The 14655-nt window shown below is 55.8% G+C and carries 11 protein-coding genes; 1 reads left to right on the forward strand and 10 read right to left on the reverse strand.

What is annotated here, in order from left to right:
- Window positions 1–203: 203 nt before the first annotated feature.
- A complete protein-coding gene (locus tag QN399_RS17965) occupies window positions 204–548 on the forward strand; it encodes a YggL family protein (RefSeq protein WP_219060210.1) in 345 nt (114 codons plus the stop codon).
- 70 nt (window positions 549–618) lie between these two features.
- On the opposite strand, the gene QN399_RS17970 is transcribed toward QN399_RS17965, so the two are convergent.
- The 10 genes from QN399_RS17970 to QN399_RS18015 form a co-directional block, all read right to left on the reverse strand.
- Complete coding sequence (locus QN399_RS17970) at window positions 619–3573, reverse strand: HD domain-containing phosphohydrolase (RefSeq protein WP_330201344.1); 2955 nt, start codon at window positions 3571–3573, stop codon at window positions 619–621.
- Window positions 3574–3757: 184 nt separating this feature from the next.
- Complete coding sequence (locus QN399_RS17975; RefSeq protein ID WP_330201339.1) at window positions 3758–4228, reverse strand: GNAT family N-acetyltransferase; 471 nt, start codon at window positions 4226–4228, stop codon at window positions 3758–3760.
- Between the two features lie 39 nt (window positions 4229–4267).
- Window positions 4268–7903, reverse strand: a complete 3636-nt coding sequence (locus QN399_RS17980; RefSeq protein ID WP_322215943.1) for a transporter substrate-binding domain-containing protein — start codon at window positions 7901–7903, stop codon at window positions 4268–4270.
- A gap of 8 nt (window positions 7904–7911) precedes the next feature.
- Window positions 7912–8538: a response regulator transcription factor gene (locus tag QN399_RS17985; protein WP_322179459.1), complete on the reverse strand. Its 627-nt coding sequence runs from the start codon at window positions 8536–8538 to the stop codon at window positions 7912–7914.
- Window positions 8539–8845: 307 nt separating this feature from the next.
- A complete protein-coding gene (locus tag QN399_RS17990; RefSeq protein WP_322179458.1) occupies window positions 8846–9250 on the reverse strand; it encodes a response regulator in 405 nt (134 codons plus the stop codon).
- A gap of 325 nt (window positions 9251–9575) precedes the next feature.
- A complete protein-coding gene (locus tag QN399_RS17995) occupies window positions 9576–10907 on the reverse strand; it encodes a deoxyguanosinetriphosphate triphosphohydrolase (protein WP_322179457.1) in 1332 nt (443 codons plus the stop codon).
- A gap of 81 nt (window positions 10908–10988) precedes the next feature.
- Window positions 10989–12152, reverse strand: coding sequence for an EAL domain-containing protein (locus QN399_RS18000; protein WP_322215949.1), 1164 nt, complete (start codon window positions 12150–12152; stop codon window positions 10989–10991).
- Between the two features lie 120 nt (window positions 12153–12272).
- Window positions 12273–12614 carry a hypothetical protein gene (locus QN399_RS18005; protein ID WP_322215951.1) on the reverse strand — a complete coding sequence of 114 codons (342 nt, stop codon included), beginning with the start codon at window positions 12612–12614 and terminating at the stop codon, window positions 12273–12275.
- Entirely contained in the window at window positions 12611–12997 is a 387-nt protein-coding gene (locus QN399_RS18010) for a phage holin family protein (protein ID WP_330201340.1), read from the reverse strand. The genes QN399_RS18005 and QN399_RS18010 overlap by 4 nt, the downstream gene beginning before the upstream one ends.
- A gap of 5 nt (window positions 12998–13002) precedes the next feature.
- On the reverse strand, window positions 13003–13317 hold the full coding sequence (locus QN399_RS18015; RefSeq protein WP_322179453.1) for a YqjD family protein: 315 nt from the start codon (window positions 13315–13317) through the stop codon (window positions 13003–13005).
- Window positions 13318–14655: the final 1338 nt, after the last annotated feature.

Genomic DNA, 14655 nt, shown 5'->3' on the forward strand with positions numbered 1-14655 from the left:
AAAAAGCTCGATATTGAGCGGCATTATGCCCCAAGCGCGGGTGACTTGCGCCGTGGCGTAGCCGTCCAATCGGCTATTTTTTACCATTGATGGGTTATTTTGCTGTGTCGGCCCCGACGGCACGCAAACATTGGCACGGAGGCGGGCATTTAATGGCCCAAACTGGTAAAGTGCCGCCCGTTATTACTTATGAGGATTGTTCCATGGCCACTAACCGTTCCCGCCGTCTGCGCAAAAAACTCTGCGTGGATGAATTCCAGGAGCTGGGTTTTGAGCTGAACCTGGACTTCAAACAAGACCTGGACGATCAGGCTATTGATGCCTTCCTCGACGCTTTCCTGACAGATGCCATGGAAGCCAACGGCTTGAACTATGTTGGCGGCGATGACTTCGGTCTGGTTTGCTTGAGCAAACGTGGTTCGGTCAACGAAGAGCAGCGTGTCAAGGTCGAAGCCTGGCTGAAAAGCCGCAGCGAACTGACAGAATTGACCGTCAGCCCTTTGATCGACGTGTGGTACCCGGAAAAGTCGATCAATCCGGTAGTGTGATGGTGTAAGAAGAAGCAGGCTCCAGAGCCTGCTTTTTTCGCCGAGTGCAACGCTCTGGCTGATGTCCTGTTTATCCCCGTGTACTCAATCCGGCTTTCGCCAAAATACTGCTTTTGTCGACGGCATCGATTTGTTGCGGCTGCAGAAAATCAGAGGCGTAGTGCTGATAGATATCCGTTTGGACAAACAACTGAAACAGCTCCGGGTCGATATGCGCATCGCGACACATTTGAGCCATGATCGTGAGTGCTTCGCTCAGGCTTTTGCCTTTTTTATACGGTCGATCAGCCGCTGTCAGGGCTTCGAAAATGTCGGCGATGGCCATCATTCGCGCTGCCAGACTCATTTCGTCGCGTTTCAATCGTTTCGGGTAACCCGTGCCGTCCATTTTTTCGTGATGGCCGCCAGCGATTTCGGCGACCCCCTGCAGATGGCTGGGGAAGGGTAGGCGGCTCAGCATCAGAATGGTCTGCACCATATGATGGTTGATGACGTAGCGCTCCTCACGAGTCAAGGTGCCCCGGGTGATGCTCAAGTTGTACAGTTCGCCTCGGTTGAATTTGTACTGCGGAACCTCAAGCTTGAAGCCCCAGCAGTTGTCGGCGGGGATATCTTCGGCTGCCGCCCGCTCGAACAAATGCTCAGGCCGATCCGCCAGCAGAGATTCGCTGACAGGCAAGTCCGGTGCCGGGTTTCGAGCCTGACGTTTGTTTTCTTCCCAGGACACGCCGATCCGGTCGTCCAGCGTACGTATCCAGGTCCGTGCAGCAATCGTTTGCAAATGTTCTAAATCTGAATCAGCCATGGCTTCGCTGCCCAGATTGCAGAGGGCGACAAACTTGAAGTCAGCATCCAGTTCGTTGAGTTGAACATTGCGGGCAGCGGCCAATGACACTTCGTCGCCGTCCTGCGCCTTGGCTTTCCAGTAGTCGACCCAGGCATCGCGTTTCAGCACTTCGAAGCGGGTGCGGACTTCATGGATGCGGTCGTACAAGGTTTCCAGCTTAGTGGCCTTGTCCACGACATACTCGGGCGTGGTGACCTTGCCGCAGTCGTGTAACCAGGCAGCAATATGCAAGGTCTCCCATTCGTCCTCGGTCGGCTGGTAATTGCGAAAAGCCGGTTGTTGGCTGGCCGCCGCCGCGCGAGCAAGCATGAACGTAAGTACTGGCACGCGCTGGCAGTGGCCGCCGGTGTAAGGGCTTTTGGCGTCGATGGCACCCGCGATAATCTGGATGAAAGCGTCCAGCAGCATTTTTTGTCTGGCTTGCAGGCGCTGGCTTTCGATGCATAGGGCCGCTGCGCCGGAGACTGCCTGGATAAATGCAATACGATCAGGGCTGAGCTTTTCAAGATCGGTCTCGGCGCCGGTGTCCGCGTGTATAAGGGTGAGGACGCCGATGGTTTCCCCTCGCTGATTGCTCAAACGAATGCCCAACAGGTGTATCCGCGGCGCCTCCAGCGCGCTCATCAGGCTTTGTAAATCGAGTGCCTGATCAAAGCCAAGCGCGACCACGCAGTGGTCTTTTTTCATGGCGAGGTCTTGCAGCCATAAGGGCGTCTCACTGGCTTGCGGGTCGTGAGTGGCGATGCTGTATTGCTGCGGGTCGTGTTTGACGCCCTTGACGATCAGGCCCTTGGGTTCAAGGTACCCGCTGTCACCGTCGAGCAAATAAATCAGCCCGGCCTGTGCCTGATTGATATTGACGGTTTCGAACAGAACACGCTCCAGCAGCGTCTCGAAGCGGGTTTCGGCCGACAGGCTGGCCGTGATCTCGAGAAAGCTGGCCAGTGTTTCCTTCATACGGGCCATGGACAGTGAAAGTTGATCGACCTCCAGCACCCATGATCGGTGGCTGGTCGGATGTTTGAAATCGAAGCTGCGAATCGCATCCGCTTCGCTGACCAGTGCCCGCAAGGGTTTGACCATGATTCGCGACATCAGCCAGCCCAGTGGAAGACACAGCAACAGCGTGGTCAATGTCACCAGAGCCCCTTCCCAGCGCAGGCGCAGGGCGTCGGCCAGCAATTCGTCTTCCGGCACTAACAGCGCCAACTTCAGCCCCTGCGGGCCTCCTTCCTGCAGGGTGCTTTGGGCCACGACCCAGGAGCGCTTTCCCACGCTCAAGTGGTTGTTGGCGTCAACACCGTTGTCGAACAGGCGAGCGAGGGCCGGGCTCAGGTCACGAGCTTTTGCCAGGTGAGCAGTGCCGCTTTCTACTATCAGTTTTGAGCTGTCGGGATAGGCCACGGCATTTCCGCTGGCATCGAAGAGCACAACTTCGGTGCTGGCGGTGACCTGATGCTTGGCCAGTGTCGAGGACAGGGACGCGAGTGTCAGGTCGGCAGCTATCACTGTGCCGTCGCTGCTGCGCCGGGCAAGTGTGGTGCCCACGTTGCGACTGGAGAAAAATACGTAGGGCGCCGTGGTGATCTGATCGGTGTCGCTGAGCGCACTCTTGAACCACACGCGTTGACGCGGATCGTAATGTTCGTTGAGGTTGTCGCGGTGGCTGATCAGGTGCAGTGAATCGTCGAAAAAAAGTGATTGAGAGCGCAGGCTGTCGTTGACGTGTTCAATGCTCCAAACCTGATAAGCCGCCTTGGCAGGCGCTTCGAAATAGCGTTTCAGGGTGTCGCTGCGCAAGGGCCGGACCATGAAGAAATCGCCGTTCGCATACCCGATATACAGCGACGCCAAATTTGTGTTGTCCCGCAACGATTGAGAAAACGGTTTGAGTAGCGGCAGCCGCTGCTCCAGCGTGCTGGACTGATTTGCATCGTAGACCGCCAGCAGGCTGAGCAGGCTGTGGATAGGCTGATAGGTGCGCTGTAAATCGACTTGCACATCCTGCGCAATGTTGCTGAAAAGCTTCTCACTGCTCGACAGGATTATCTGTGACGTTTGCAGGTAGTTGAAAATGCCCAGCACGACGCCTGTGAGCAGGAGCAATACGGTGAACATGACGCTGATATGCACATGCAGAGGGTAGCTGCGTTGATTGGGCCACGGATGACTGGGCATCGCAAATCTCTCCATAGTCGTGCGGTGCATTGCTTGTGACTCCAGCATAGCCAAGGCTTACTGGAGTTGCTGAGTGAGGAGGTGTTCTCTTTGCGACGTGATAAAGGAAAGATATCGAAGGCAGTGGACTCTGCAATCAGATGACTTCGCTCGATTAGTGGCTATTCGGCACCTTTCCCGCCGTTCAGTCCACACGTTTGCCCAAGGTCATTTCGTGCGGATCAAGTCCGCACATGCGGTAGAGCGCGAGCCCTGCTTTGTTGTGCGCAAATACATTCAACTCGATACGTTTGATCCCACGGGCGCGTGCCCAGCGCTCGACCTGTTCCAGTGTTTTTTTTCCGTGACCACACCGCCGTGCTTGAGGGTGGATCTCGAGGTCATAAATGAAGAGCTTCTTGATCCCGTAGGCTGAATCAATTCCGAACCAAAGCACACCAATGTCTTCACCTGATGAGGCTCTTAAGCTGAACAGGTGATGGTCGGAGGTGTTTAGCCCGTCTGGAAGCAACTCGTTAAAGCCCTCGGTAGCGTGCTCCAGCGCGAGGCTGGGCGTTAGCCCGTAAGTCTGCTCAATATCTTGTGCATAACCCGCAATCGAGTGAGCAGCGAAGGTCTTGAGTTGCGCCTCGCTCATTGTGATCAAATGCACCATTTGGTTTAAGCCTGCGTGATTGAGTGGGCTGCTGATGACTCATTTGCCGTCAACCTGTTGTGCGCGCAACGCGTGTTCAAGCTCGATCATGGCGGCGTCGATCGCCTGATGACGGGCTGTGATGACCTCGGCCGACGTTGCTTCGTTACAGGCATCTTCCAGTGCTTCGCAATGTTCGATCACTTCGCTGGCCTGGATGATTCGGGCTGCGCCTTTGATTTTGTGGGCCATGTCACTAAGGTGCTGCCGATTGCCACTTGCCATGGTCGCCGCGAGTTCCTTGCGGTCTTCCTGGCTGCTGAGAAGCAACTGAGCGAGCAAGCGTTGAATCATTTCCGGACGCCCACCGGTCAACATGTCCAAGCCGTCGACACTGAAGGCTGCAAAAATATTTTGTCGCGGACGCCGGGGCAGGGGATTTATTTTTGCCAGCTCCTCATGGAGTGCCGTCAGGCTAATGGGTTTGAACAGGCAGGCGTCCATCCCGGCATTTCGGCAGCGCAGGAACTCTTCGGGTTGCGCGTTGGCCGTGAACCCGAGAATGGTGCAGCGAGGGCGTGATTTTTCCTGCTCATGGGCGCGGATCGCGCGGGTCAAGTCATAGCCATTCATGACGGGCATGTTGCAGTCGGCAATGATCAGATCGAAATGGCCGTCCAACCAGATTTGCAAGCCAGCAGCGCCTTGTTCGGCGGCTTCATAGCGATAACCCAGAAACCCGAGTTGTTGGCACAGCAAGAGCCGGTTGGCGGGGTGATCGTCGACCACCAGGATATTCAATGGGGTACTGACATTGGGCCGGAGTTCAATAGGTTGCTCGATGATCTGGGTCTGATCCAACGTTGTCAGGGTCAACTCAACCTGGACGTGTGTGCCTTTCCCTGGCTGGCTGCTCAGGGTCAAGCGGCCCCCCATCATTTCACACAGACTGCGGCATATGACCAGACCCAGGCCCGCACCGCTTCGTGCCAGTTGGCCGGAGTTATCGGCTTGGGCAAAAGGCTCGAACAGCCGCAGCTGATCGTCATCGCTGATGCCGATGCCGCTGTCCTGGATCCCCATAGTCAAATGCAGTTGTTGCGAGTCAGAGGTGTCATCGATGCGCAGGCTGATCTTGATTTGGCCCTGCTCAGTGAACTTGATCGCATTGCTGATCAGGTTGGAAATAATCTGTTTGAAGCGCAGCGGGTCGAGCAGCACGTCGGCGTTGATGCGACTGTCGAAGTCCAGTAGCAAGGTCAGGCTCTTTTGGCGGGCCAGACCGTCGAAAACGCGCACCACCGACTCCACTAGCTCCCGCAGATTGGCCCGTTCGGGGCTCAGGCTGAGGCGACCGGATTCTATCCTGGCGATATCGAGAATATCCCCGATCAGCTCCAGCAGGTCTCTGGCCGAGTTGTAAGCGACCTCAATGGCTGGACGATCAAGATGTCCTTGGTCTGCACGCTTGAGAGCCAGTTCGAGCATCCCGATCACGGCGTTCATCGGTGTACGGATTTCGTGACTCATGGTCGCCAGAAACGTACTTTTGGCGCGGTTGGCATCATCGGCCAGGTCCTTGGCGGCATGTAGATCTTCGATCAGTTGGCGTCGCTCGCTGATGTCAATCCAGCCACCAATGATGCCTTGCACCTCCCCCAGCGAGTCCCGGAAGGGCAGGGTCCAGTGGTAAATGGTCAGGTAGCGATCGCCAATCTGCAGCGCGCGATCAAGAATCAGTGGTGTGCCGTCGGCCATTACCCGTTGGTAGTCGGCGGCATACTCCTGGGCCTCGAGCGTACTGCTCAATACGCCGTCCATGACACTTTTGCCGATGACGTCTTCGCGTCGGGTCGAGAAGGCCTCCAGGTAGCTGTCATTGCAGGTTTGCAGCAGGCCGTTACGGTCGCGAACATAAATGGGGTGAGGCGTGCCATTGAGCAGGACACGCATGAACTCGAACTGGTCATTCAAGGCGCGTTCTGCCGTTTCACGCTGTTTTATCTGGCGGCGCATGTAGGCGTTCCAGGCCAGCGAGCCTAGCAACAACAGTCCAGTGCCGAACACAATCTGATAAATCAGCTGATGGTAATTGCGCCAGTAACCCGTCCCTGGCGGGGCATAGGTTCGCCAACGATTGTTAATTACGGCCATGTCTTCCGGGGCGATGCTCAATAATGCTTTATCGAGGATCGAACTCAGCTCTGTGGCATTGCGAGCGGTTGCCATGGAGATACGCGCCTGATCGTCGCCGACAGTGTCACTCATCTGTAATTTGTCATCGAACAGCTGCGAGGACAGGAAATAGTTGGCGCTGGGTAGGGAGGTAATTGCGCTTTGAACCTGTCCCTGGGCCAGCATGTCCAGCGCCCGGAAGGGGTTGTCCGTCTCCACCAGGCTTATGTGTGGGTACTCGCGCTGAAGGTAGGGCATGGTCGGACTGCCACGGCTAACGGCCAGGCGCTTGCCCGCAAGCTGATCCAGGTGGGCTGGACTGGAAGGTTCTGTGCTGGTCACCAGAACAAAAGAGGTGTCCAGGTAAGGGCGGCTGAAGCTGAGTTGGCTTTCTCGCTCGTTACTGGGAATCATTGCGCCAATCAAATCGGCCTGTCCCTCAATGACCTGTTTCATCATTTCGGCCATGCCCTGAACGCGTTTGATCTCGAAATTCAGACCTGTGCGCAGTCGGACCAGCTCAAGCAGATCGGCTGTAATCCCGCGGAAGTTGCCGTTAGCGTCCAGAAACGTCAACGGCGCATACGCCTCGTTGATGACGACGCGCACCACCGGATGCCTGGTAATCCAGCGCTCTTCGCGCTGGGTCAATTGCAGCTTTTGATCGGTGAGCAGCACGTCGCTGCCAGCGCTCCAGCGTTTGGAAATGCTGACCCGTTCATCAATCGGGATTGCTTTCAGTGTCTTATTGACCACGTCGAGCAGTTGGGTGTCATCGCTGCGCATGGCGAAGCTGAAACCGTCAGCCTCATGTTTCCCGAAGTTGGCCATCTGCACGTTGCTCAGATAACGCTTGTTGATCAGGTAGTGGGTCGAAATGGTATCACCGAGGAATACGTCTGCCTGGTTGAATGCCACCGCGTTTATTGCACTTTGAAAGGAGGGGTACGTCTGCAAGATCGCGTTCGGGTAGAGCGCTTTGACCTCCTTCAGCGGCAGATAGTGGTAAACCATGCTCAAGCGCAAGCCGGCCAAGCCCTCGGTGAGTGGACGGTTTTCTCCCACGCGGGTTACAAGCACGGGCTGATCCACGGCATAGGGCACCGACAGGGTGATGTTCTTGCCCTCGGCCTCGAAACCATTGGCGCTGCCGAGAAGGTCGATCTGCCCCTCAGTCAGGGCTTGAATGGCCGCGTCCCGGGATTCGAAGCGCTGGACCTTGATCGGAGTGTCCAGCGCGTGAGCAAGAATGCCTGCGTAGTCGGCGGTAAATCCCTCGTAATCGTGCCCCGTGCCGGTCATGTCAAAAGGCGGGTAATCCGGGGCTGAAGTGCCCAGCCTCAATTCACGTTTGTTCTGCAGCCACTGCCATTGAGCCCGGTCCAGCCGGGTCTCCATATGGCTGGGGCTGGAACGACTGAGCAACGTGTAGTTTTGGGACGCAAGCTCAGCCGCCTGCACATTAATGCTCAAGCAAACACCTGCGCCTAGCCTTAAATAATCCATTAAACGCTTCGACATCCGATATCTCACACTAGCGCATTGCGTTTTGCCATCTCGATAAGTTCTACCAAGGTTTTTGCCCTAAGCTTCTGCATGAGCCGAGTCTTGTAGGTGCTGACAGTCTTATTGCTGAGAAACATGCCTTTGGCAATTTCTTTGTTGGTTCTGCCTTGAGCGAATAGTTGCAGCACCATCAGTTCGCGGTCATTGACCAGCTTGAATAGCTCGATTTCAGAAGGAGGCCCGTCTGCGCGAGAAGCAGGATTCAGGGCCTGGCTTGGAAAGTAATTGTAGCCGGATAATACGGCCCTCACCGAACTTAGTAGTTCACTCAGGTCTTCTTGTTTGCACACATAGCCTGCGGCCCCCGATTGCATGCAGCGGATGGCGAATAAATTGGGGGTCTGTGCAGTGAGTACCAGGATTTTGGACGGTAAGTTCATCGCGTTGAAGCGGGCCAGCACTTCCAGGCCGTCCAGCTTGGGAATGCTGATGTCGAGAATGATCAGGTCGGGCATGCATTCGCGGACCATTTGCATGGCATCCACACCGTTGTCCGTTTCGCCAACGACATCGTAATTTTCATTTTCCAACAGCATGCGTACCGCGAGGCGAATAACAGGGTGGTCGTCGACAATAAAAACCGAGTTCATAATTCAATTCCATACAAGCAGTGAAGAAAGCGCGCACCTTAGCTCAGATGTTCAGGCAGGCACATGAACCGATAGGGCTACCAAGTGGATATAGGAAAGTTCCTACAGGAATTAACGTATTGGCGTACGTAAATATCCAAATATCATCAGATGACGTTTAAAATGATGAATAATTCAACTGTGTAAATTTGCTATTAATGTACATGCTGTTTATAGCGTTTCGGAATTACCCTACAGTGAATGCAGGGTTTGCTTACACGGTAGAACTTATTTTTTTGCTGGCTTCAAATGGATGTTTATTCGGTGTTTAAGCTTCTTCGCAAAAGCCGTTCGCGGCGAGCAATACAGTCAGGGCCTGGACATCCAATGGCTTGCTCAAACATCCCAGGAGCGGCAGTTGGCGCCTATCTGCAGTGCGTTCCAGCGCGTCCAATTGCTCTTGGCTCAAGCCACTAAGCACGACCGCCCGGCGAATCAGGCCTCGCTGGCTTGCCAGATCTATCAGCTCAAGGCCCAGGAGATCAGGCAGGCATTGATCGCATAGCAGCACGTCGAAGGGCTCTGTTGCTGTTTCCATAGCCGCCAGCGCTTCAGCAGCGGTCAGCACCGGGGTCAAACGGTAATAGCCTTGATTGTTCAGCAGTATCTGGGTGGCAATCAATTGGAAAGGATGATCTTCCACCAATAAAATGCGCAGATTATTTTTTGACATCAGGATCTTCCGGGCAAAAGCGACGGCGCCACATGCGCAAATCAAACCTGCGGGGCAGGTTCACGCTCACTCAAGAGAGCGCCCGACAGGGAACAGCCTGGATTTGAGCCGAAGGTGCCAAGTGGCCTCAGGTGGGTAGGTGTTCTCGCCGGCAATGGCCAAGAACCAGAGCCGAATTATTCGGTAGCCCGGTATCTCAAGCGATAGGGCTTTTCTGTTCTGAGCGTAGGCTCTCTCTTTAATTGCAACGTGGGCGGGCATACCGCAGATCTGCAGCCAGATGAGTGACCGGGCGTTCACTCATCTGGTCATTGGATTGCTGGTGTTAAACCGGGCTGGAGAGACCGGTCATTTCTCGGGCCATCTCGCTGGCATAGCTGTCGGTCATGCCAGCGATGAAATCGATCATGCGCAGGAACGAGGTGTGCAGAGGCCAGTGGGGATCGGGCGCGTTATTGCCGAGCAGGTCGAGAATGCGCCGGTGCTTGAACGAAGGGGTTCGCCCTCCGAATTGCTCCAGTGCCGCACCGCAGAACGCATTGAGCAGTACTTCCAGGGTGGTGTAAGCGCCGATCTCGTGCAGTGTCTTGCGTTTATCCTGAAAGATTTTCTTGCGAGCCATGTCCTTGGCATCGAGTACACAGCGCTTGGCGGGGCCATGCATGTGCTCCACCAGGTCGCCACTGAGGGTACCAGCCAGCAACGCATCTTGCTGTTCGACAAAAGCACGCGCGGCGGCGTTGGTCAGATGCTCGATGGCCTTCCCCCGCAAAATGGCCAGTTTGCGGCGGCGAGAATCGTTGGGCCCCAGCTGCCTATAGGTTTCCGGGAGGTCATCGCCCACCAGGCCCAAGAGCAGGGATTCCACCTCGGCGTATTCGAGCAGGTCCATTTCCAGACCGTCCTCAAGGTCGATCAGGGCATAGCAGATGTCATCGGCGGCCTCCATCAGGTACACCAGCGGATGGCGCGCCCAGCGCTGCTCTTCAAGCTGCGGCAAGCCGAGCTTGTGTGCGATCTGTTCAAGGATCGGCAGTTCGCTCTGGTAGCAGCCGAATTTGTGTTTCTTGTAGCCTAGCGAGTCGGCGTGGCGCGCGGTCCAGGGGTATTTCAGGTAGGTGCCGAGGGTTGCATAGGTCAGCCGGGTACCGCCTTCAAACTGGTGGTATTCAAGCTGCGTGAGCACCCGGAACCCTTGGGCATTGCCTTCGAAATTGAGAAAGTCGTTGCGCTCGACGTCGCTCATTGCATCCAGCCAGCCACGTCCGGCGGCCTGTAGAAACCAGTGGCGAATCGCATCTTCACCTGAATGCCCGAATGGTGGGTTGCCGATGTCATGAGCAAGGCACGCTGATTGGACGACCATTCCAAGATCGCTTGGCTCGCACCAGTCAGGCAGGGCGCTGCGAATGATTTCGCCGACCCGCATACCGAGCGAGCGGCCAACGCAGCTGACTTCCAATGAATGGGTCAGGCGAGTGTGGATGTGATCGTTGCTTGTGACCGGATGAACCTGGGTCTTGCGGCCCAGTCGACGGAACGCGCCGGAAAAAATAATGCGGTCATGATCTTTGTGGAAAGGACTGCGCCCCAGCTCTTCAGGGCTATAAATGGGTTTGCCAAGTCGTTCGCGGTTAAGCAGGGTTTGCCAATCCAAGGCGTTCACTCCGTCTATTGATTGCGTCTAGCTTCCCGGTTCAGTCGATAGGCTGCAAGGGCCTTGGTCGCAACGCCGTGATTACAAACCGGCGGCGTCGATATCGATCAACAGCAGGCACTGGCCGTTCTCGAAGAACTGTCCGGCAGTCAGGCAATATTGGTTACTGGTCACGTCGCGGTAAGTATTGGACAGGGTCAGGCGCCGTTCACCCCACCCCTCTGCCAGCAAGTGGTAGAAGTACGGGCGCCAGGACCAGTTGTGGCCCAGATAACTGGTATCAGCCTGCCAGACTCCATTGCGCCATTCAAAATTCGGTGTGAGCTGCGTGCCATGGCGATCGCATTGATAGATGCGCAATAGCCACGGATAGTCGTGCAGTTGAGGTATCTGGCTCAGGGGGGCTTGCCCTTCGGCCCAACTCTGTAGCAGGTTCATTAACGTGCTGAGTTGTAGGCGCAGGGTCATCAGGCGGGCGCGCTCGGCCACTTTTTGCAGCACGTAGCGGTCACGCAATTGAGCAAAATGCTGAACGAAAGCATCGCCGGCAAAGAACTCCAGTTCACCTTTGGCGAACAAAAACCCCTGAACATAGCGTGAGCCACACTCCAGGGCGAAATGCAGTTCGGCTTCGGTCTCCACCCCTTCGGCGATAATCGAGCAGCCGGTCTTCTCGGCCATTTGCGCCAGTGCCTTGACCACATCACTGCTGTGGCCGCCCCGGGCGGCGGCCTGAAACAAGCGCATGTCCAGTTTCAAAATGTCTGGTTGCAGCGCCAGTACCCGGTCCAGTTGCGAATAGCCGGCCCCAAAGTCATCGATAGCAATGCGCGCACCCGCTTCCCGATAGCGCGCCACAACATCGGTCAAACGTTGGCTGTTGCCGCCCAGCTCAGTGATTTCGAAGACGATGCGCTGTGGTGCCACGCCATGGCTCTGCAGCTGCTTGAGGCTGGGCAATGGTTGACCCGGTCGCAGGCGATTGATCCAGCGTGGGGAAATATTCAGACTTAGAAACCAGTCGTTGGGCACTTCATGCAGGCGGCTCAAGGCATTGTCGCGGATCGCCCGGTCTAGACGGCGCAGGATGGCAGGAGACATCTTGGGATCAGCAAACAGGGGGCCAACGGATAAAAGGCGACCATCGCTCTGGCGTAGGCGACCTAAGGCTTCAACGCCGGCAATGCGACCAGTAGCGGTGTCGATGAACGGCTGAAAGCAGGCAAGCGGTTGCCCGTCGATCACGGAGCCTCCTTAGTAGATCTTGGAATTGTTTGCCGTGCAGGCAGAGCCTGTCACCCCACGGAGGACCATGAGGTGGCAGGCGCTGGAGTGCTTTGCAAGAATGCAGCCAGATGGGGCAACTCAGCGTTTAGGCGGGGAACCTTGTAACGCGAGCTTTATCAGCGGGAGTAGGCTTGCGCCCAGCTTTACGAGGCGCGTAACACCACCGACGCCGCCACCTTTGGCTCCTTTTCCACTGAGGAAGCCCAGCAGGGTGACGATGCCAATGCCCCACAGAGGCGCGTGTTTAATGCCCAGCGTGCCTTGCCAATCCTGCGTCATATTGCGTACGCGGCGTATCGGCTCCAGCAGTTGACTCGATTCGTGACGAATCTCCTGGCGATGCATTTCCATGCGCAAGCGAATCAACGCCTTGCGCAGTTCTCGCCGGGAGGCTGTGTGCGACAGTTCAGGCAGGTTCATGGCATCAGTCGCTCGCGATCATTGGCCAACTCTTGGAGCGTGGCATTGAACGGTGACGATTCGTCGAAGATCGCCGCTTTCAAACGCAAACCGCAGAACACCGCAGCCAGGGCATAGAAAACACAGAGACCAATGATGCCGGCCAAGCGATAACTATCCCATACGACGATCAGCAATAAAGCGGATAACCCGATCAGCAGCAGCAGTGTAAAAACCAGCGCCAGCCCGGCGAATAGCAGCAGGCTCAATGTGCGTGATTTTTGCTCCTGCAGTTCGATGCCGAACAATTCCACGTGACTGTGTAGCAGGCCCAGAAAAGCGGCACCCAAGCGCCGCGGTGACGAGTGTTGGTCCGCCGATGACGAACCTGATTTCGTGCCCATAGCCGTTAGCGCCTTGTAGCCAGAAGACCCAGGAGGAAACCGACGCCAGCGGCGATACCCACTGACTGCCATGGATTGCTCTGAACATAATCTTCGGTGGCCGTTACCGCCGCTTTACCACGTACGCGCAGGGACTCTTCTGTCAGGCGCAGTGTTTCCCTTGCCTTTAACAGGCTGTCGTTAATCTGCCCCCGTAATTCATCGGCCTGATCGCCAGCCAACGTGGCGGTGTGCGCGAGAAGCTTTTCCGTGTCGCTGACCAAAGTTTGAAAATCAGCCATTAATATTTCCTGAGCGCTCTGCGCGGTTTTGCTAGCCATGGTTATCTCCGTCTAGTGGCTTAATCGTATTTCGAGTCTAAGGGATTACGGAAGGTTCATTTCAATTCACACCCGTATTAAATCGATCAGCTGGTACAGGTTTTGCTTCCAGATGGTGCGCCATGGAGGGCGATGCGCTGAATAAGAGCGAAGACAATGGCAAATGTGCCCAGATCTTACGCTTACATCATAAAACTTGAGAAAAAGCTCAAGCGACAATTTTTCCTCAAAAGTAGGCTGCTCCAAATCGGGTCACGCATTGCGCCTATCTGCCAATGCATGGCGCCAGTTCGGTGCACAACGAGGATCATTTGACCCGCTTTGGTGCTTTTTGACGAATTGCAGGCCTGCCCTCCATGGAAAATTTACAAAGCGCTGTGGACTCTTTGGTCCAAAGCTCAAATACCTTGTTTATCTTGACCGGTGCGGTGATGGTGCTGGCCATGCACGCCGGTTTTGCCTTTCTTGAAGTCGGCACGGTCCGGCACAAGAATCAGGTCAATGCGTTGTCGAAGATTCTCAGCGATTTTGCTGTATCGACACTGGCGTACTTCTTTATAGGCTATTGGATTTCTTACGGGGTAAACTTTTTACAACCCGCGTCCGTGATCAGTGCAAATCATGGGTATCAGCTGGTGAAATTTTTCTTCCTGCTGACCTTTGCCGCAGCGATTCCGGCGATTATTTCTGGCGGTATTGCCGAGCGTGCCCGGTTCGCGCCTCAGTTGTGTGCAACCGTATTAATTGTCGCCTTTGTCTACCCGTTCTTCGAGGGCATCGTCTGGAATGGCAACTTTGGCCTGCAGTCCTGGTTGTTGGAGCGTTTTGGTGCCAGCTTTCATGACTTCGCCGGCTCCGTCGTGGTTCATGCCATGGGCGGCTGGCTGGCGTTAGCGGCCGTGTTGTTGCTAGGGGCGCGCAATGGACGATACCGGGAAGGGCGGTTGGTTGCCTATCCACCCTCGAGCATTCCGTTCCTGGCGCTGGGTTCGTGGATCCTGATCGTTGGCTGGTTCGGCTTTAACGTCATGAGTGCCCAGACCTTGCAAGGTGTTAGCGGGTTGGTGGCGGTCAACTCATTGATGGCAATGGTCGGTGGCACGGTTGCCGCGTTGATTGTGGGACGTAACGACCCCGGCTTTCTGCACAACGGTCCGTTGGCTGGCCTGGTGGCGATCTGTGCCGGGTCGGACCTGATGCATCCGGTAGGGGCCTTGATCACGGGCGTTATCGCCGGAGCGCTGTTTGTCTGGTGCTTTACTGCGGCCCAGGTGCGCTGGAAAATCGATGATGTGTTAGGCGTCTGGCCTCTGCATGGGCTGTCTCTTATACACATCT

The organism is Pseudomonas sp. 10C3 (genome assembly GCF_036346185.1).
Taxonomy (GTDB): domain Bacteria; phylum Pseudomonadota; class Gammaproteobacteria; order Pseudomonadales; family Pseudomonadaceae; genus Aquipseudomonas.